This window comes from Geotalea toluenoxydans JCM 15764 (assembly GCF_001311985.1).
Lineage (GTDB): Bacteria > Desulfobacterota > Desulfuromonadia > Geobacterales > Geobacteraceae > Geotalea > Geotalea toluenoxydans.
Window position 1 is genome coordinate 118,986 of sequence record NZ_BBCJ01000001.1, and the last position, 19,438, is coordinate 138,423.

At 50.6% G+C, this 19,438-nt stretch carries 16 protein-coding genes and 10 pseudogenes; 23 read left to right on the forward strand and 3 right to left on the reverse strand.

All coding sequences use genetic code 11. The annotated features are described in order from the left end of the window. Window positions 1-14: 14 nt before the first annotated feature. Entirely contained in the window at window positions 15-635 is a 621-nt protein-coding gene (locus tag JCM15764_RS00565) for a DUF4388 domain-containing protein (RefSeq protein ID WP_243688111.1), read from the reverse strand. On the opposite strand from JCM15764_RS00565, the gene JCM15764_RS20960 reads away from it, so the two are divergent. From JCM15764_RS20960 to JCM15764_RS00610, 10 genes and pseudogenes are all read left to right on the forward strand, one after another. Further along, on the forward strand, window positions 519-890 hold the full coding sequence (locus JCM15764_RS20960; RefSeq protein WP_243688118.1) for a hypothetical protein: 372 nt from the start codon (window positions 519-521) through the stop codon (window positions 888-890). The genes JCM15764_RS00565 and JCM15764_RS20960 overlap by 117 nt on opposite strands. Window positions 891-917: 27 nt before the next feature. Then, window positions 918-2,699 (forward strand): aspartate--tRNA ligase, encoded by a 1,782-nt coding sequence (aspS, locus tag JCM15764_RS00575; protein WP_054691625.1) that lies wholly within the window; start codon window positions 918-920, stop codon window positions 2,697-2,699. A gap of 116 nt (window positions 2,700-2,815) precedes the next feature. Beyond that, window positions 2,816-3,421: a LysM peptidoglycan-binding domain-containing protein gene (locus tag JCM15764_RS00580; protein ID WP_243688069.1), complete on the forward strand. Its 606-nt coding sequence runs from the start codon at window positions 2,816-2,818 to the stop codon at window positions 3,419-3,421. Window positions 3,422-3,704: 283 nt separating this feature from the next. After that, window positions 3,705-5,934 (forward strand): annotated as a pseudogene (locus JCM15764_RS00585) (NADP-dependent isocitrate dehydrogenase). A 40-nt stretch (window positions 5,935-5,974) separates the two neighbouring features. Continuing rightward, window positions 5,975-6,930, forward strand: a pseudogene (gene mdh / locus JCM15764_RS00590) (malate dehydrogenase). 207 nt (window positions 6,931-7,137) lie between these two features. Continuing rightward, complete coding sequence (locus JCM15764_RS00595; protein ID WP_054691627.1) at window positions 7,138-7,332, forward strand: 4Fe-4S binding protein; 195 nt, start codon at window positions 7,138-7,140, stop codon at window positions 7,330-7,332. A 23-nt stretch (window positions 7,333-7,355) separates the two neighbouring features. Continuing rightward, window positions 7,356-8,357, forward strand: a complete 1,002-nt coding sequence (locus JCM15764_RS00600; RefSeq protein WP_243688070.1) for a 2-oxoacid:acceptor oxidoreductase subunit alpha — start codon at window positions 7,356-7,358, stop codon at window positions 8,355-8,357. A gap of 8 nt (window positions 8,358-8,365) precedes the next feature. Continuing rightward, entirely contained in the window at window positions 8,366-8,488 is a 123-nt protein-coding gene (locus tag JCM15764_RS29105; protein ID WP_279384172.1) for a hypothetical protein, read from the forward strand. Window positions 8,489-8,490: 2 nt separating this feature from the next. Further along, a pseudogene (locus JCM15764_RS00605) lies at window positions 8,491-9,307 on the forward strand (2-oxoacid:ferredoxin oxidoreductase subunit beta). Between the two features lie 24 nt (window positions 9,308-9,331). Further along, window positions 9,332-9,876: pseudogene (locus tag JCM15764_RS00610) on the forward strand (2-oxoacid:acceptor oxidoreductase family protein). On the opposite strand, the gene JCM15764_RS00615 reads toward JCM15764_RS00610, so the two are convergent. Next, window positions 9,860-10,090, reverse strand: coding sequence for a hypothetical protein (locus JCM15764_RS00615; protein ID WP_054691629.1), 231 nt, complete (start codon window positions 10,088-10,090; stop codon window positions 9,860-9,862). The pseudogene JCM15764_RS00610 and the gene JCM15764_RS00615 overlap by 17 nt on opposite strands. Window positions 10,091-10,142: 52 nt before the next feature. Here JCM15764_RS00615 and JCM15764_RS20965 point away from each other — a divergent pair, with 52 nt between their 5' ends. From JCM15764_RS20965 to JCM15764_RS00670, 13 genes and pseudogenes are all read left to right on the forward strand, one after another. Next, entirely contained in the window at window positions 10,143-10,550 is a 408-nt protein-coding gene (locus tag JCM15764_RS20965) for a DUF2226 domain-containing protein (RefSeq protein WP_243688071.1), read from the forward strand. Window positions 10,551-10,723: 173 nt separating this feature from the next. Next, window positions 10,724-11,095: a hypothetical protein gene (locus tag JCM15764_RS20970; protein WP_243688072.1), complete on the forward strand. Its 372-nt coding sequence runs from the start codon at window positions 10,724-10,726 to the stop codon at window positions 11,093-11,095. A gap of 26 nt (window positions 11,096-11,121) precedes the next feature. After that, window positions 11,122-11,853, forward strand: a complete 732-nt coding sequence (locus tag JCM15764_RS00625) for a hypothetical protein (RefSeq protein ID WP_054691631.1) — start codon at window positions 11,122-11,124, stop codon at window positions 11,851-11,853. A 129-nt stretch (window positions 11,854-11,982) separates the two neighbouring features. Beyond that, window positions 11,983-12,452 (forward strand): annotated as a pseudogene (locus tag JCM15764_RS00630) (deoxycytidylate deaminase). Then, window positions 12,449-12,900 (forward strand): annotated as a pseudogene (gene nrdR, locus JCM15764_RS00635) (transcriptional regulator NrdR). The pseudogenes JCM15764_RS00630 and nrdR overlap by 4 nt, the downstream one beginning before the upstream one ends. 20 nt (window positions 12,901-12,920) lie before the next feature. Continuing rightward, window positions 12,921-13,073 (forward strand): annotated as a pseudogene (locus JCM15764_RS29110) (bifunctional diaminohydroxyphosphoribosylaminopyrimidine deaminase/5-amino-6-(5-phosphoribosylamino)uracil reductase RibD); the annotation flags it as partial. 28 nt (window positions 13,074-13,101) lie between these two features. Continuing rightward, window positions 13,102-14,001 (forward strand): bifunctional diaminohydroxyphosphoribosylaminopyrimidine deaminase/5-amino-6-(5-phosphoribosylamino)uracil reductase RibD, encoded by a 900-nt coding sequence (ribD, locus tag JCM15764_RS00640; protein ID WP_439645240.1) that lies wholly within the window; start codon window positions 13,102-13,104, stop codon window positions 13,999-14,001. Beyond that, window positions 13,986-14,633 (forward strand): riboflavin synthase, encoded by a 648-nt coding sequence (locus tag JCM15764_RS00645; protein ID WP_054691632.1) that lies wholly within the window; start codon window positions 13,986-13,988, stop codon window positions 14,631-14,633. Before ribD ends, JCM15764_RS00645 begins: the two co-directional genes overlap by 16 nt. A gap of 62 nt (window positions 14,634-14,695) precedes the next feature. Then, window positions 14,696-15,895 (forward strand): annotated as a pseudogene (locus tag JCM15764_RS25765) (bifunctional 3,4-dihydroxy-2-butanone-4-phosphate synthase/GTP cyclohydrolase II). Window positions 15,896-15,914: 19 nt separating this feature from the next. Further along, the gene (gene ribH, locus JCM15764_RS00655; protein WP_012647756.1) at window positions 15,915-16,382 is read left to right on the forward strand and encodes a 6,7-dimethyl-8-ribityllumazine synthase; all 468 of its coding nucleotides are present in this window, start codon (window positions 15,915-15,917) and stop codon (window positions 16,380-16,382) included. Beyond that, window positions 16,382-16,818, forward strand: a pseudogene (nusB, locus tag JCM15764_RS00660) (transcription antitermination factor NusB). Before ribH ends, nusB begins: the two are co-directional and overlap by 1 nt. Before the next feature lie 39 nt (window positions 16,819-16,857). Further along, window positions 16,858-18,167: pseudogene (locus JCM15764_RS00665) on the forward strand (homoserine dehydrogenase). 171 nt (window positions 18,168-18,338) lie between these two features. After that, a complete protein-coding gene (locus tag JCM15764_RS00670) occupies window positions 18,339-18,725 on the forward strand; it encodes a hypothetical protein (RefSeq protein WP_054691634.1) in 387 nt (128 codons plus the stop codon). Here the strand turns inward: JCM15764_RS00670 and yrfG are convergent. Next, window positions 18,718-19,431: a GMP/IMP nucleotidase gene (gene yrfG / locus JCM15764_RS00675; RefSeq protein ID WP_054691636.1), complete on the reverse strand. Its 714-nt coding sequence runs from the start codon at window positions 19,429-19,431 to the stop codon at window positions 18,718-18,720. The genes JCM15764_RS00670 and yrfG overlap by 8 nt on opposite strands. Window positions 19,432-19,438: the final 7 nt, after the last annotated feature.

Genomic DNA, 19,438 nt, shown 5'->3' on the forward strand with positions numbered 1-19,438 from the left:
CGGATCGAAAAATTTTACCCCGGTAAATACCTCAGGGATTTTTTTATCAAGCTATCCAGATCATCCAGGCCAAGATCGCTTGCCGAGATCAGAGGAGCGTCGCTTTCACATTCAAGAAAACCGGGTTGCTCTGCATCACTGGTAACAAATGTAGGTTCATTCAACGTCCCGTCACGTTTTTTCTCATCGTAGATGCGGAGTGCGTCCATGAGAATGCTTTGGGTGTTAAGGTTCAGGGTTTCTTTCAGCGTATCGGGAAAATACCTATATTCGTCGGAGACTGTCAACTTGTCGATTTCCAGTTCAAAAGTACCGGTGGTCCAAGTCAAAACATCGACGATAGTCATCTCTATCAACATCTCCAGCCCTTTGAAAGCTGTGTCCCTGTTGATCAGACCATTTTCTATCAGTGTGGCAATTAAAGGCTTGCGGTTGTTACCAGCATTCTTCTGTTCCTGCAGAGCGTTTTCCAACTGCGCGGCACTGATGGCATTCAGGTCCACCAGTATCTGACCAACTTGTATGCTGTTGTTATGGTGATTTGCACTGACAATGTAGCCTTCATTGAAGACAATCTGACTCTGGCCCCGTTTGCTTTTCAGCAAGGTGCCGGATTTCTTGGTAGAGTGAAGCAGTTGAATCAAATCGACAATGGGGAGATGTTCAAGATCGCCGACAAAGGACATGCACCACCTTCACTTTCTGTAGATTTTGAATTTTCCTTCCATACTTCCCTTTGGGACTGGGATTATAACCAAAATTTTCCAGAAAATCCTCAAATATTATTATTTGAAAGACCAGACCAGTGTTTTTTTGAAACTTTTATTGTTTTCATGGCTTTAATCCTTGAAGCGTTAAAGCTTTTTGAGTATAATTTGCAGGTTTTTTAACTGAGACAGGACAGGGGGATTCTTTAAATGATAGATTTTCTGGGCGATTGGAAGAGAACACACTACTGCGGTACTCTGACTGCAGATGATACAGGAAAAGAAGTTGTCCTGATGGGATGGGCTCATCGGCGCAGGGATCATGGCGGACTGATTTTCGTTGACTTGCGCGATCGAGAGGGTTTGGCGCAGATTGTTTTCGATCCTGATAACAGTGCTGAAGCTCATCACAAAGCCGAAACCATTCGCAATGAATATGTCGTTGCTGTGAAAGGCAAGGTTATCCCCAGGCCCGAGGGGACTGTAAACACTAACCTTCGGACCGGAGCTGTTGAAATACTTGTATCGGCATGCAAGATCCTCAGTCGCTCCAAGGCACTTCCATTCACCCTGGACGATTATGTCGATGTGGCTGAAAACCTGCGCCTTAAACATCGATATCTTGACCTGCGCCGTCCCGTATTGCAGGATAATCTTATTCTACGCTCCAAGGTGGCTCAGGTTACGCGCCAGTATCTGACAGGCAATGGTTTCCTTGAACTTGAAACTCCCTTTCTCACCAAATCGACCCCTGAAGGCGCCCGGGATTTTCTCGTTCCATCACGCATCAACCGCGGCGAGTTCTATGCATTGCCGCAATCGCCTCAACTATTTAAGCAAATTTTGATGATCTCCGGCTTTGATCGTTATTTTCAAATTGTACGCTGTTTCAGGGACGAAGATCTTCGTGCCGACCGACAGCCGGAGTTTACCCAGATCGACTGCGAAATGTCGTTTATAGATCGTGAAGATATCATCACGGTTATGGAAGGACTTATTGCCCGCATTTTCGCCGATGTGAAGGATATGTCGATAAGCCTTCCCATCAAGCGCATGACCTATGCCGAGTCAATCAGCCGTTTCGGCGTTGACAATCCGGACCTTCGTTTCGGTCTCGAACTGGTTGAACTCTCCGACATTGTCAAGGGCTCAGGGTTCAAGGTCTTTGCCGATGTGGTCGCCGGCGGCGGAATTGTCAAGGGACTCAATGCGAAGGGCTGCGGTGGCATGTCCCGCAAGGAGATCGATGATCTCACGGAATTCGTGAAAATTTACGGGGCTAAAGGCCTGGCCTATGTAAAAGTGACCGAAGATGGCTGGCAATCCCCTATAACAAAGTTCTTTACTGATGAAGAAATATCGGCAATGACAAAAACTTTTGCCGCTGAACAGGGAGACCTGCTCCTGTTCGTTGCCGACAAGCCCAAGGTAGTCAATGATTCATTGGGGAAATTGCGAAATCAGCTGGCTAAAATTCTTGGTCTGCTGGACAAGAATACCTTTAACTTTGTCTGGATTACCGATTTCCCCCTTCTTGAATGGGACGAGGAGGAGAAGCGGTGGGCTGCTGTGCATCACCCCTTTACCGCCCCCATGGATGAAGACCTGGAATATGTTGAAAACGACCCGGGACGTTGCCGTGCCAAGGCTTACGATCTAGTATTGAACGGTAACGAAATTGGTGGAGGAAGCATAAGAATTCATCAGGAAAAAGTTCAATCTCTCATGTTCAAGATGCTTGGCCTTAGCGAAGAGGATGCAAAAGCAAAATTTGGATTCCTTCTAGATGCCTTGGAGTATGGTACACCTCCCCATGGGGGAATTGCTTTTGGTCTTGACCGCTTGATCATGTTGCTCACGGGCAGCGATTCCATCAGGGATGTAATTGCTTTTCCAAAGACTCAAAAAGGAGCCTGTCTCATGTCGGAGGCGCCTTCTCCGGTGGATTTGAAACAATTGAGAGAACTGGGTTTGAAAACGACCGGCAAATGAAGGTAAATGATGTATCGTTTTCATCTAATAAAGTATCTGCAGACTCTTATGCTCATCTGCCTGTTCGCCGGGTGTTCAGCCCCGGCTCCGGTATGGAGCAGGACGCCCTCAGCCTCTTGGAAAGGGTCAGGATTCATGACGGGCAGAAGATTCTTCCCGCTGAATACAAGAGTATCGAGGATCTGGTATTGAGAGGCGATGCCCTGGTGAGGAAAGAGGAGATCGAGGCGGCCGACAAGCTGTTTCTCCTTGCCTGGTCAAAGGCTAATCTCCTCGAAAAAAACCTCCTGCTGGAAAAACGAAGGCTTGCTGAGGAGAAACTGCGCAAGGAACAGGCAGAGCGTCTTGAAGCTGATCGCAAGCGAGCCATGGAAGAAGAGATTCGGAAGCAGGCGGAGCAAAAAACAGTCGAAGAAAAAGCCGCCCGAGCAGCAGAGACACGCAGGCTTGCGGAAAAAGCCGAAAGAGCCAAACAGGCCAGAGAAAGGCAATCCCCCGCATATCACACTGTCAAAAGAGGGGAGAGTCTACCGTTTATAGCTTCACAGCCCGAGGTTTACAATGATCGGAATCTTTGGCCTCTTCTCTACCGTGCAAACCGTGATCAGATCAGTAATCCTAAGCATCTATGGCCTGGGCAGGTGTTGCGTATCCCTCGAAACCCAAGTCGAGAGGATATTGCAGAAGCAAAGAAATATGCTCAGGATCGGCCTCTTCATTAGTTTATTTCCCCTGTAGCCACCGATGATTCTTTAAAGATACTGGTGTCTTAAAAGTCGTAAATTACACCGTTTTCGTCTATATTTTTCCTTGACACTGAAATCGCTTTTGTATACTGTATACAATTTCTCGCAACTATAATGATATTTGTCTAATTTAACCTGGTGGGTGATAGCTTCGCGCGATGTATGCTTCCGGCTCAAATTTTCAATTACGGCGTCAAAGCATGAACTGCATTATTTTCCATTATAGCTCCGGCGATGGCATAAAAACTAAGGAGAGAATATGACAACAGAAACAGCAAAGATTATCTGGTCGAAAATTGATGAAGCCCCCGCACTGGCAACATACTCTTTACTGCCGATCGTAAATGCTTTCACCAAGGCAGCTGGTGTTGTAGTTGAAACCAGGGATATTTCCGTTGCCGGCCGAATTATCGCAAACTTTCCTGATTATCTGACCGAGAGCCAGAGAATGCCGGATTATCTGGCTGAACTGGGCGAGCTCACCCAGAAGCCTGAAGCGAATATTATTAAGCTGCCGAATGTTAGTGCTTCTATCCCCCAGTTAAAAGCCGCTATCAAGGAATTGCAGGATAAGGGATACAAGCTCCCGGATTATCCTGAGGAGCCGAAAAACGATGCCGAAAAAGAGTTGCATGCACGTTACGCTAAATGTCTTGGAAGTGCTGTAAACCCTGTTTTGAGAGAGGGTAACTCCGACAGAAGATCGGCACGCGCGGTGAAGGAATATGCAAAGAAGCACCCGCACAAAATGGGAGCATGGACCCCCGAGTCAAAGACGCATGTATCGAACATGGACTGCTGCGATTTCTTCCACAATGAAAAGTCCATTACCATGGAGAAGGCCGGTAACGTAAAGATAGAGCTCGTCGATAAGGCCGGCAAGGTCACTGTTCTGAAAGAGAAGCTCTCCCTTCAGGCGGGAGAGGTATTTGACGGCACGTTCATGAGCGTGCGTGCCCTGCGCAAGTTCATTGAGGAGCAGATCGAAGACGCCAAGGCGAAGGGTATTCTGTTCTCTGTTCACCTCAAAGCTACGATGATGAAGATCTCCGATCCCATCATGTTCGGTCACTTCGTCTCCGTCTACTTTAAGGACGTTTTTGAAAAGCATGCCGCTACCTTCAAGGATCTCGGAGTCAATCCGGACCTGGGACTGGGCGACCTTTACCTGAAACTCCAGAAACTACCGGACGCTAAGCGTGCCGCGATCGAAGCCGACATCAAGGCTGTTTACGCTAAGAGACCACCACTGGCGATGGTTGATTCTGACAAAGGGATTACTAACCTGCATGCCAGCAACGACATCATTATAGATGCTTCCATGCCGGTTGTTATCCGTGATTCCGGCGGCATGTGGGGCCCGACGGGAAACTGCACGATGTAAAATGTGTGATCCCCGATACGTCTTATTCGGAGTGGTATCAGGTCTGCATTGATTTCTGCAAGAAAAACGGCCAATTCGATCCGACTACCATGGGCAGCGTCTCCAACGTCGGCCTCATGGCGCAGAAAGCAGAGGAGTACGGCTCCCACGACAAGACATTCAAAGTCTCGGCCACCGGAACGGTGCGCGTAGTTGACGAGTCAGGTGCTGTGCTTATGCAGCATGACGTGGAGGAGGGCGATATCTGGCGCGGATGTCAGGCCAAAGACCTGCCAATTCAGGACTGGGTAAAGCTTGCGGTGAGAAGGGCACGGGCTACCGGTGCTCCTGCAGTCTTCTGGTTGGACAAGAACAGAGCGCACGACGCCAGATGATCGAAAAGGTGAACAAGTATCTGAAAAATAATGATACCAATGGCCTTGATATTCGCATTATGGGGCCCGTCGATGCAATGCTTTTCGCTTGTCAGAGAGCAAAAGAAGGTAAAGATACCATCACGGTAACCGGCAACGCTCTGAGGGACTACCTGACCGACCTCTTCCCGATCCTGGAACTCGGCACCAGTGCAAAGATGCTTTCCATCGTGCCGCTTTTGGCAGGTGGCGGGCTTTTCGAGACCGGTGCAGGCGGCTCGGCACCCAAGCATGTTCAGCAGTTTGTTCAGGAGGGGTACCTGCGCTGGGATTCACTGGGTGAATTCCTTGCTCTAGGCGTTTCTCTGGAGCATCTGGCTGCAACCTTTAAAAATGAAAAAGCTCAACTGCTTGCTGACACCCTTGATCAGGCAAACACCAAGTTCCTCGAAAACAACAAGAACCCGGCACGTAAGGTTGGTCAGATAGACAACAGGGGGAGCCACTTCTACCTCGCCATGTATTGGGCTGAGGCGTTGGCCGCGCAGACTAAGGACAAGGACCTTGCGGCACGTTTTGCCAAGGTTGCGCAGCAGCTTAAGGACAACGAGGCGAAGATCAACGAGGAGCTGATCGGCGCCCAGGGGAAACCCCAGGATATCGGTGGCTACTATATGCCTGACCCGGTAAAAACGGAAAAGGCAATGCGTCCCAGTGCAACTTTGAATGCAATAGTAGACTCTATAGCATAAGGTGCAGTAATAAACCCTAAAACTACTCAAGGAGGAAATCATGGCAAGAAAGAAAATTGCATTAATCGGTGGTGGGCAGATTGGTGGCGTGCTGGCTCAGCTTTCAGCCTGCGTGAACTGGGCGACGTGGTTCTTTTCGATATCGTCGAAGGCCTGCCACAAGGCAAGACCCTCGATATCGCTGAGGCATCACCTGTCGATAACTTTGATGCAACTCTTACTGGTGCAAACGATTATGCAGACATCAAAGGCGCAGACATCGTCATCGTCACTGCCGGTCTTCCCCGTAAACCAGGCATGAGCCGTGATGACCTCATTGCCACCAATGCTAAAATCATGCAGTCCGTTTCCGAAGGCATCAAGCAGTATGCACCCAACTCCTTCGTCATCGTCATCTCCAATCCCCTTGACGCCATGGTCACCCTCTGCCAGAAAATTACCGAGTTCCCCTCCAGCCGTGTCATGGGTATGGCCGGAGTTCTCGACTCCGCCCGCTTTGCTGCTTTCATCGCCTGGGAACTAGGCGTATCTGTAAAAGACGTCAACGCAATGGTTCTTGGTGGCCATGGAGATACAATGGTCCCCATCATCCGCTACGCCAACGTCAATGGTGTTCCGGTCATGGAATTGATTGAGCGCAAGTACAACGGCGACAAAGCCAAGGCCAAGGAAGTTATGGCTGCTCTGGTCAAGCGTACCCAGGGTGCAGGCGGCGAAGTTGTCGGTCTGCTCAAGACTGGTAGCGCTTTCTACTCACCTGCTTCCAGCGCCATTGCCATGGCTGAAGCCATCCTCCGTGACCAGAAGCGTCTTCTCCCGGTATGCGCACTGCTGAATGGTGAGTTCGGTGTTAAGGGATACTATGTTGGCGTACCTTGCGTTCTCGGCGCCAATGGCATCGAGAAAATTGTCGAATTCTCTCTGGATGCGGAAGAGCAGGCAATGTTCGACAATTCGGTTGCAGCAGTCAAAGAACTCGTCGACAGCATGAAATAATTAGTTTTAAAGGATGTAAGCTGGAAAAGAAGGGCAACAACAGCTGCCCTTCTTTTCCTTTTTTAGCGTCCCGAAAAGACCCTAAAACGTTGTTACATGACTGAAGAGGGTCAGTAAACAACTCTTTCTTGCTTTTTGTATACAGTATGTGCTATACAAGCACAGTTTTGCCTGAAAAGGCATATTCCAGCAAAGGAGTGTACGTAGATGGATAAGAAGCTTCCGACAATTGAGATCATCGAGAAGTACTGCAAGGGATGTCACATCTGTGTCGAGTTCTGCCCGACCAAAGTTCTCGAAATGAAGGGCTTTGTGGCGTCGGTTAAAAATCTTGAAGCCTGCATCAAATGCATGCAGTGCGAACTGAGGTGTCCGGATTTCGCAATTAAGGTCAGCGCTTAATAATTAATCAGGAGGTAGAGAAAGTGGCAAAGAAAGTTGCTTTTATGCAGGGTAACGAAGCTGGTGCCCAAGGTGCATTGTATGCCGGCTGCAAATTTTTCGCCGGTTACCCGATTACTCCGTCAACCGAGGTTGCGGAAGTGATGTCGGCAGAGTTGCCTAAAATAGGTGGCAAATTCATACAGATGGAAGATGAAATCGGGGCGATGGCTGCTGTCATCGGTGGTTCACTCGCCGGCTCCAAGGCTCTTACCGCTACTTCCGGCCCTGGACTGTCGCTTAAGCAGGAGCTGATCGGCTATGCCTGCATTGCTGAGACACCTGTTGTCATTTTTAACGTTATGCGTGGCGGCCCTTCAACGGGTATGCCGACAGGCCCAAGCCAGTCAGACGTCATGTCTGCCAAGTGGGGAACCCACGGCGACCATCCGGCCATCTGCCTTGTTCCTGCGTCGGTTCAGGAAATATTCGAAGAAACTGTCCGTGCCTTTAACCTTGCAGAAAAATACCGTACTCCCGTTATGGTCATGCCTGATGAAATCGTTGCCCATATGAGGGAGAGAATTGTTTTCCCCGAGCCGGGCGAACTCAAAGTTATCGACCGCACCGCTCCTTCCGTTTCCCCTGATCAATATAAACCATACGATACCAAATTCGGCGATGTTCCTCCCTTGGCTGCATTCGGCTCCGGCTATCGCTTCCATGTGACCGGCCTCAATAAAGCAGAAGACGGCTTCCCCACCACCAAGGCTGCTCTTGTTCAGGCCGAAGAAGAGCGTCAGGTACGTAAAGTGGATGCAAACATCGATGATATCGTCACCTTCGAAGAATACATGCTTGACGATGCCGAAGTTGCCATTGTCGCTTTCGGCTCCACTTCCCGTTCCGCACGTTTTGCAGTTAACGAAGCTCGCAAGGCTGGCATCAAGGTGGGCTTGTTCAGAATCAAGACCTTCTGGCCATTCCCTGACAAGCAGATTAAGGCACTTGCTTCAAAGGTAAAAGCAATCATAACACCGAGATGAACCTTGGCATGTGCACAATTGAGGTACAGCGTTGTGCCGAAGGCAAGGCACCGGTTCACGGCATTTTCCGCGTAGATGGAGAGCCGATCAACCCTGGTCAGATCCTCGATAAGATCAAGGAGGTTAAGTAAAAATGGCTTTTGATTATGATAAATATATCCGTCCCGGCAAACTGCCGCATATCTGGTGTCCAGGCTGCGGCCACGGCATAATTATGAAAGCTGATCCGGGCCATAGATACCCTTGGCCTTGAAAAGAACAACACTGCAATCGTTTCAGGTATCGGTTGCGCTTCCCGGCTTCCCGGTTATTTGGATTTCTGTACGTTGCACACTGCCCATGGGCGTGCTGCAGCTTTCGCTACCGGCGTAAAAATGGCCAAGCCGGAGATGAACGTCATAGTAGTCGGCGGTGACGGCGACGGTACTGCAATCGGCGGCAACCACTTCATCCATGCCTGCCGTAGAAACATCGACATGACCTACATCATCATGAACAACAACATCTACGGCATGACCGGTGGTCAATTCTCTCCCTGTACGCCGACCGGCGCCAAGGCTTCCACAACTCCTTATGGAAACCCTGACCCTGCATTCGACATAGCCAAGCTTGCTATCGGCGCAGGTGCTACTTTTGTTGCCCGTGGCACTGCCTATCATGCGACCCAGATCGACAAGCTCATTGCTGAAGCAGTTCAGCATAAAGGCTTCTCCGTCGTCGAAATCCTTGACGACTGTCCTACTACCTACGGCCGTCGTAACAAATTCAAGTCCGTTATCGAAATGATGAACAGATTGAAGGATATTGCTGTTCCCGTTAAAGCTGCCGAAAAAATGACCCCTGAGCAGCTCCAGGGCAAGATTCTCACCGGCGTGCTTTACAAGGAAGAAAAGCCGGAATACACCACCGAGTATGCAAAGGTTATCGACCGCGCCAAAGGCGGCAAGTAATTAAATCCTAAAGGAGAAAGTCAGATGTCACAAAGATATGAAATCAGATTCTCCGGGGCAGGCGGACAGGGTTTGATCCTTGCCGGAGTTATCATGCTGAAGCCGCCTCGATATATGATGGAAAGCAGGCCGTTCAGTCCCAGAGCTATGGCCCCGAGGCTCGCGGTGGTGCATCCAAATCCGAGGTTATCGTTTCGGACTCCCTTATCGACTATCCCAAGGCCACTGTTGTTGATGCGCTTCTGGCACTGACACAGGAAGCCTGCGACAAGTATTCCCATGACCTTAAAGAAGGGGGCATACTGCTTATTGACTCCGACCTGGTGACAAGGCAGCCCAAGGGCAACTTCAAGGTTGTTTCATTTCCCATTATCAATACCGCTAAGAATGATGTCGGACGCGAAATCGTTGCCAACATCGTAGCGCTTGGCGCGATGGTGGCACTGACCGGTGTCGTCACCAAGGAAAGTGCAGAGAAGGCAGTTCTTGCCCGTGTTCCCGAGGCATTTGTGGACCTGAACAAGAAAGCTTTCCAGATGGGCTATGACAAGGCTATTGCCGCAAAATAATCCAGTTTGTATCAGCTGAAAAAAGCCCGATATTGTCATCGGGCTTTTTTTTTCTCTTGTAAGAACCCCTCTCACCCATCAGGCCACCCTGTCCATTTTCCGCAATGTGCTTCTCGGGGTATTTTTCAAGATCGAGCATCTCTTTGACAAGATTTATGAGAGCTTCAACGTTAATCCTGCCAATTGATACTTTTATTTCCACCCATTTTGACATATAGTATCAGCATTTTATTTCCCGGATATTCCTGCCGAAGAAGGAGCCTCGGATGTTTCTCTTGCCAAAGGGAAATCCATTGTATGAAAACGTTGCTGCAGCCAAAGTCAAGCTGCCGGAAATACTGGACAAGCTGAAAAACGGCGGTTTCACTGGATATCTCAACTTTGTTTTTCCATCTTCAAACGTGATTCTTTTCTTTGAGGGGGGAAAACTTATCAGCACCATGTGTGAGCAGGGCAATACCAGGTTGTCGGGCTTTGAGGCTTTAGCCGCATTGTGCAGTCATATTTTCGCTGGAGGCGGCAGCCTTTCCGTCTACAGGCTCTCACGTGATCTGGTTATGGGACTGCACGCACTGTTGCATGGCGAAGTTCTATACAAAGGGCAGGAACTGAAACTGATCGATGTGAAGGGACTCCTTGAAAAGATGAGGCGCAACAGCTCAACGGCTGCCTGAGAATTTACACCGAGGACAGGTCGGCACTCATTTTTTACAAGGAGGGGTCCCCCCTGGGCTTTTTCCATGATGGATCCAATGATATAGAGACCTCTGCCACCGAATCACAGAAGATTGCCGGGCTACCGGGTGCAAAGGTAGACATTCTTTCCACAAAAAGCGCTGACGAGTTGATGCTCCTTGACCTACTCGAAATGGTCAATATCGATAAAATATGGGAATCGACCAAAATCCGCCATGAGGCCCAGCTGCAGCAACAAAACAAGGACGCCCGGGAGCGGGACAACAGGCAACAGGATGCGAAACTGCTGGAACTGGAGGAAGATCTGAAAGAAGTCGCCGCAGCCTACCTGGGCAAAATGGGGCGGACTCTGATCGATAAGGAGCTTGCGGACTGCGGCGGCAGAAAGGGCCTGCTTGATGCGGATCAGGTGGCAAAATTCCTGGCAGGGGTGGAGAAATCATCGAAGCTGCTTACCAGTCTTACCAAGTTGAAGGAGATGACCGATCTTTTGCGGAAGGAAATCAGCCGCCTTTCCATTTAATGTGACGTTTTGCAGGAGGAGCAGCAATGGATTTATTTTCTAATGTCAGTACCATTTCACTGATCCAGACCGTTTTCTGGTTTCTGGCAGGCATCATCAGTTTTTACTTCAGTATCGGCAACGCCCGCATCTGGACCAGCATTTCCCTTGGGTTTTTCCTGATCTTCATCAGCCAGGCGTACATGCTTGCCCCTTGGAGTGATTATCCGCGGCTGGCTGCCATTCATTATATAATCGGCACCGTCTCCATAATGGTCATGACCCATGGCTTTCAGGAATACTATGTTTTCAGCCGGACGCTGGAGGTTGGAGGGAGCAAGGCCATGGTATACTTGACCTGCCTGGCCGTCATCCTGCTTTCGGCCGCATTCGTCTTTATAAACCCGGAACCCACCTACAACATTCTGCGTAACATCCGCATGATCGAAAATGCCAACTGGGTCTTTCTCTCTCTCATAAATATCGACATGATCAGAAAGATATATCTGCAGGTTCGGGACTCCGTCATAGCCAACGGCTTTATTGCCTTCGGCATCGTCTTTGTCTGCATTTTCCTCTGGAAAGGATCGGAGCTTTACCTGCAGGTATTCTGCTGGGATAACGACTGGCACCTGTTCATGCAAAGCATCGGTGCCTATCACAACATAGACTATCCGGGTCGAGTCAACTTCTCTTTAATGGTGAATCAGGCTGCTGGCCTTCTATCGGGTCTTTCCGTGGGAGGGACCTTCATCTATCTGCTAAGGCTGTTGCGCTGATAACGTTTCTGCAATTGGCTTTCCTCGGAAAAGCGTCATTATCGGCGCTTTTCTTTTTCATATGCAGACCGCCTGTCCTTGACCTCTCACTTCATATCAGTTATCTTATCAACCTCAACGGAGCTATTTATGAGCCGTCCCAGCTGGATGAATATTTTATGGGGATTACCCACCTGGTTGCCAAAAGATCGACTTGTCTGCGCCGTCAGGTTGGGGCCATCATCGTCAAAGACAAGAACATTCTGGCAACCGGCTATAATGGAGCTCCGTCAGGTGTTTCCCACTGCTTGGATGTGGGGTGTCTGCGGGAGAAGCTTGGCATTCCGTCCGGAGAACGCCACGAGCTTTGCCGTGGTCTGCATGCTGAGCAGAATGCCATAATACAGGCGGCAAAGCACGGCACCGGTATCGAAGGGTCAACTTTGTACTGCACGACCATGCCGTGTATCATATGCTCCAAGATGATTATCAATGCCGGGATCAAGCGGATTGTCTTCGAGATGGGATACCCTGACCAGCTGGCCGAAGAAATGATCCGGGAGTCGGGGATTATCGTGGACAGCTTTCAGAAAAGGGATTCTGCACAGGAGGAACGATGAAGTGTCCATTTTGTGCCTTTGCCGACAGCAAGGTGGTTGATTCCCGTCCCGACAAGGAAGGTTCGACGATTCGCAGAAGGCGGGAATGCGAATCGTGCGGCAAAAGGTTCACGACCCATGAACGGTAGAAGAGATACTTCCGCTGGTGATCAAGAAGGATGGCCGCCGCGAGCCATTCGACAGGATGAAGCTGGTGGCCGGCGTCATGAAGGCATGCGAGAAGAGACCGGTCTCGGTGGAAACAATCGAGCGGCTCATCGACCGCCTAGAAGTACAGATGCAGGAGAGCGGGGAGAAGGAAATTCCCAGCAAGTCCTTGGGGGAATGGGTGATGACGGAACTTCATGCAATCGATCAGGTTGCCTATGTGCGTTTTGCCTCGGTCTATCGCTCCTTCAAGGACATAACCGAATTCATGTCCGAATTGCAGGAACTGTTGAAGAAGTGACGGACTTTGCCGAAAACATGATGAAACGTGCCGTGGCCCTGGCACGGAAAGGTGTGGGAAAAACCGCACCCAATCCGGCTGTGGGCTGTGTAATCGTCAAGGATGGCGCAATAGTAGGTGAGGGGTGGCATAGGAAGGCCGGTACACCCCATGCCGAAATTCATGCCTTGAGGCAGGCAGGGGCTCTGGCAGAAGGTGCCGATGTCTTTGTCACGCTTGAACCTGCTCCCACTTCGGCAAGACCCCGCCGTGCGCCGACGCCTTATTGCCGCCAAGGTTGTCCGCGTTTATGTGGGCATGGTCGATCCGAACCCGAGGGTTTGCGGCAAGGGAATTTCCAAGCTGCGTGCTGCCGGTATTCAGGTGGAGGCGCCGCTGCTGGAAGAAAAATGCCGGGCCCTTAACGAACCCTTCATCAAGCATGTGACTACCGGACTTCCCTTTGTCATTTTGAAAACCGCCATGACCATGGATGGGAAGATTGCCACTGCCGGGATGGACTCAAAATGGGTAACATCTGAAAAGTCAAGACGATATGTCCATAAACTTCGATCAGAACTTGATGTTATCATGGTGGGTGTGGGAACCATAATCAAAGATGATCCTCTTCTGACTTCCAGGATCCCAGGTGGCAGAAATCCCCTTCGGGTTGTTGTCGATTCAAAGCTGAGAATTCCTCCGGACGCTCAGGTTTTGCATTGCGATTCCACTACAAAGACTGTCGTTGCCACTATCTCTTCAGATGAGGTACAGGTCTCCCGCTTGGCAGGTTTGGGCGCCGAAGTGCTTTCTTGCGGCGAAGATGGCGATCGGGTCGACCTGTGTTGCTTGATGGCGGAGCTGGGAAAGCGAGGGGTGCAGTCCGTCCTTTTGGAGGGAGGGGCTGAACTGGCCGGCGAGGCACTCCGCAAGGGCATCATTGATAAGTGCATGTTCTTTTATGCCCCTAAACTGGTTGCCGGCGATGGGCTCGGGCCCTTTGCCGGCAATGGGGCAGGTAAAATGGCTGATGCGCTCAAGCTTCAAGGAGTGACCGTGACGAAAATCGGTGTCGATATCCTGGTGCAGGGGTATCCGGAGAAGATATGTTTACAGGGTTGATTGAAGAGATCGGTACGGTTGCAGGGATGGAGATGAAAAGTAGTGCGGGTATCTTGACCGTTTCCGCCGCATTTCCGTCTGACCGGATCGCCATAGGCGATTCTATCGCTGTAAATGGAGCTTGTCTTACGGTCGTCGGCAAAGGAGCCGGCACCTTTTCCTTTGATGTTTCGCCGGAAACAGTTAACAGAACCTCTCTAAAGGAACTGAAAAAAGGGACGCCGGTAAACCTGGAACGTGCTCTTGCCGTTTCGGGACGGCTTGACGGCCACCTGGTTTCAGGCCACGTGGATTGTCTGGCCGTGGTCCGTGATCGACGCACTGTTTCGGGCAACACAGTCTTTTTCTTCCGCATGCCGGCAGAATATCTCAGATATGTGGCGGCAAAAGGCTCCATTGCCATCGATGGCGTAAGTCTGACCGTAAATACCGTCGATGATGACGGTTTTTCAGTGAATATCATTCCCCATACCCTTGCAAAGACCACTCTTGCTGGGAAAAAGGCCGGCGATGTCGTCAATATAGAAACGGACATACTGGCTAAATATGTGGAACGGCTGTTGGGGCATCGCGACAGGGGGGAGAGCACTGGCATCACATTGGAACTGCTTGCAAAAAGCGGCTTTATGTGACATAAGGTTATGCTGTCCGATATAATATCGTTTTATTACTTTGAAAGAAGGAAGGTTTGGTTATGACCGTAGCAAAGATAGAGGATGCCATCGAGGATATCAGGCAGGGAAAGATGGTTATTCTGGTTGACGATGAAGACCGGGAAAATGAAGGTGACTTGACCATGGCGGCTGAAAAGGTCACGCCTGAAGCTATCAACTTCATGGCCAAATACGGCCGTGGCTTGATTTGCCTGACCTGACCGGGGACAAATGCGATCAGCTAAATCTACCGCCCATGGTTTCCACCAATACCTCCTCATTCGGCACAGCTTCACTGTCTCCATAGAGGCGAAGAAGGGGGTCACTACCGGGATTTCCGCCGCTGATCGTGCCCATACCATACTAACGGCGGTTGCTGATGATGCATCGGCCGATGACCTGGCCAGACCGGGCCATGTTTTCCCCTTGAGGGCAAAGGCTGGCGGCGTTCTTGTCAGGGCAGGGCAGACTGAGGCTCTGTTGACTTGGCCAGGCTGGCCGGGCTTAAACATGCAGGGGTCATCTGCGAGATAATGAATGATGACGGAACCATGTCCCGCATGCCCGAACTGAAAAAATTCGCCAAGGAGCACGGCATCAAAGTTTGCACCATTGCCGACCTGGTTGCATACCGGCTGAAACACGAATCGCTGGTGCGCAGGGCTGCCGAGGTAAGGCTTCCCAGCCAACTTGGTGAATTCAGCGCCATTGCCTTCGAAAATGACATCGACAAACTGGAACATCTTGCCTTGGTCAAAGGGGAGATTCGCGGTGACGAGCCGGTGTTGGTCCGTGTCCACTCCGAATGCCTTACCGGAGATGTCTTCGCCAGCATCCGTTGCGATTGTGCCGAACAGCTGCATCGTGCCATGGAAATGGTCGAAGCTGAAGGGAAAGGGGTTGTCCTTTACATGCGCCAGGAAGGGCGTGGCATCGGCCTGATCAACAAGCTCAAAGCCTATGCACTCCAGGATCAGGGAAAGGACACCGTTGAAGCCAATCTTGCTCTTGGCTTCAAGGCCGACCTGCGCGATTACGGCATTGGCGCCCAGATTCTCGTCAACCTCGGGATTAAAAATATCAGGCTGATGACCAACAATCCCAAGAAAATAGTCGGCCTAGAAGGATACGGTATCAACATTGTTGAGCGGGTACCCATAGAGATTGCCCCTTCCATGAGCAACAAGAAGTATCTGAAGACCAAAAGGGAAAAAATGGGGCACCTGCTGGAAAACATCTGAGATTAAAATGGAGGGAGTCATGCCTAAATTTATAGAAGGAAAATTGGATGCTAAGGGCCTTCGCTTCGGCATCATTGTCGGACGTTTCAACAGCTTCATCGGTGAGCGGCTTCTGGAAGGTGCGCTGGACGCCCTGATCCGCCATGGGGCTGACGACAAAAACATAGAGGTTGCCCGGGTCCCCGGTGCCTTTGAAATTCCCCTGGCCACCAAGAAAATGGCTGCAACTGGTAAATACGATGCCATCATTTGCCTCGGCGCCGTCATCCGTGGAGCAACGCCACACTTTGATTATGTGGCTGCCGAGGTTTCCAAGGGTGTTGCCCATGTCTCACTGGACAGCGGCGTTCCGGTCGCCTTCGGCGTTCTTACCACCGACACAATTGAGCAGGCCGTGGAAAGGGCAGGTACCAAGGCCGGCAACAAGGGCTTCGATTCGGCCATGACGGCAATTGAAACGGCCAATCTGTTCAAGGGGATAAAGTAGTGAGCAGCAGAAGAGAAGGGCGAGAACTTGCCCTGCAGGCACTGTATTCATCCGATGCGGAATCCCTCGGCGGAACTTTTGCTTTGAAGAAGATCATGGATAATTTTGCCGATGGCTCGGAGCCCTCACTGGATGTCCATGGGCGATCCTTTACCTTTGCCACAGAACTGGTCAATGGGGTACTCTCCAACAGCGAGGCGATCGACCGCAAAATCGAAGAGAAATCCAAGAACTGGTCCATAGCCAGAATGGCGAAAGTGGACTTGAATATCCTGCGGCTTGCCGTATTCGAGCTTTTTTACCGGCCGGATATACCGAAGAACGTTACCATCAACGAAGCGATTGAAGTGGCGAAAAAATCGGCGCCGAAGACTCACCAGCCTTTATCAACGGCATACTTGATGAAATAGCGTCATCGTTGCCCGACAAGGAATGACGCCCAGTGGCAAGACATGTTATCTGTTAGCGAGGGAATATGAACGAGATCAAGATTGGTCTGATCGGCTTCGGCACCATTGGTGCCGGTGTCGTCAAATTGCTGGATAAAAATGGCAGCCTTCTGGAGGAAAAACTCGGAACAAGACTCTTCCTGAAAAAGATCGCCGATCTGGACATCACTACCGATCGTGGCGTGGAGGTGGAGCCTGGAGTTCTCACTACCAATGTGGACGAGGTCCTGTGTGATCCAGAAATATCCATAGTCATAGAATTGATCGGCGGTTACGAACCTGCCCGCAGTTTTGTCCTCAAGGCCATTGCCAACGGCAAGCATATCGTCACCGCTAACAAGGCTCTTCTTGCAGTACACGGCGAGGAGATATACGCCGCTGCCGAAGAGAAAGGGGTAGAGGTCCTTTTCGAGGCTGCAGTAGGAGGCGGAATACCAGTCCTTTCTTCCATCAGGGGAAACCTGGCCGGCAACAATTTCAGCACCGTGCTCGGTATTCTCAACGGCACTTGCAATTACATCCTCACTAGAATGACACAGGAAGGGGCCGACTTCGCCGAAGTACTGAAAAACGCCCAGCAGCTGGGCTATGCGGAGGCTGATCCTACCTTTGATGTGGAAGGGATCGATACCGCCCCATAAGCTGTGCCTTCTCCTTTCCCTTTGTTTCGGCACCAGTTGATCTGAAAGAGGTCTCCACTGAGGGAATAAGCTCCATTGCAGCGGTCGATATCAATTTTGCCAGGGACTTCGGCTATAAGATCAAGCTGCTGGCCATCGGCAAGCGTGATGGTGAGCGCATCGAGGCCAGGGTCCATCCGACAATGATTCCGGTAAATTATCCCTTGGCGGATGTGAACGGCGTCTTCAATGGCATCAGGTTGTCAGGTGACTTCGTGGGCCCGGTTATGTTCTACGGGCGCGGTGCCGGGATGGAACCCACTGCCAGCGCAGTAATCGGCGATGTGGTGGATATCGCCCGAAACCTTGTGGCAGGAATCTCCAGACGCTCCGCTCCTCTGGGTTTTGGTGACGACAAGGTGAAGAACCTTACCATAAAGCCCATGGGAGAGATCACCAGCAAGTATTACATCCGCTTCAATGCATTTGACAGACCGGGGGTCCTGGCCAAGATTTCGGGGGCGCTGGGTGACAATAACATCAGCATCGAATCCATGATGCAGACGGCGCGGAGCACCAATTGCACCGTACCTATCGTCATCATGACCCATGAAGCCCGGGAAATGGATATACGCAAGGCGCTTTCAGTGATCGACAACTTTGACGTTATCAAAGAAAAGAGCAACGTCATCAGAATAGAGGATAACCTGGAATAGGTCATCTTCCATTTGGATTGCACCTAACCGCTTGTTCGGCCACCTGCCGACGGGCGGTTTTTTTTGTGCTTGAAGAAGGCAAAGAATGCCAGCCTTGAGGATGGAAAGATGGCTGTTAAGATAATAATAACAACATGTGACCAAAAGGCGATACCTCAAAGGAGGTTGACAATGCTACTTAACGCGGGTTTTTTCAATCGTTTTCGTGCAAACAAACGGAAAAGGGCAGATATAGAGCCGAACAGCGACAAGCCACTCAATTTCAACCGGGATCAACTGCCTAATATCAAAGGAAAACTAAGACATTTAAACATGGAGCGAGGCCTGGACATGGCGATGACTTCCACAGCGCTCATGTTGCTGGGGAGTGGTCTGGGCTTCCTGATGGCGCGCAGATACAGGCTGGCATCTTTTTTGGGTGTCGCTTTTATTGTCCAGCAAGTTTTGGAAAACCGGCGGATCGATCGTCATGACCCCAACGAGATCGAGTTCGAACGCCGAGCCTTGAAATTAGAGAGGGGAGATTTCGGCAAGCTGGAGGTGATTCCGTTCAAATAGAATCAGGCGGCAACATTTTTACCTCGGCAAGATCCACCCCCGTAGAGCCTTCCTTGGGGATCAGCTGGCTGAAATAGTGAATGGATGAGAAGTTGGCAGAGGGTCTCGGTGTGAGGGCGGAACTGAAACGGCTTACGTAGATCAGATATTTGATGCCGTACTGGGCCGCTGTGGACAAGTTTGTCTCGCTGTCTTCACCAAGTAGCGTCCTTTCGGGATCGTAGCTGATGCGGGAGGCCAACGCAGGCCAGAAAGCCACATCTTCCTTGGGCAGGCCAAGATCGTGGGCGGAAATGATGCCGTCAAAGTAGGAGCCGATGCGGGTTTTTCTCATCTTCAGGGTCAAAGTTTTGCTGTGGGCATTGGTCACCAGGTAAACGGCCTTGCGCTGCTGTCTGAGATAAAGCAGGAACTCGACGACAAAGGGGTGGACGGCGATAAGATGATCCACCTCTTCCTTCAGCAGTGGTATATCCAGACCTAGCTGTTCGGTCCAGTAATCTAGGTCTGTCCAGTTGAGGGTGTTTTCCTGGGAGCGGAAACGGCTGATTAGCATGGCCTTGGCATCTTTCAGCGCAATGCCGTGCTTGTCGGCATAACGTCTCGGCACATGTTCCAGCCAGAAATGATCGTCGAAATGGCGGTCCAGGAGGGTCCCGTCCATATCCAGCAGGATCGTGTCTATGTCTTTCCAGTTCAGTTCCATGGATTGT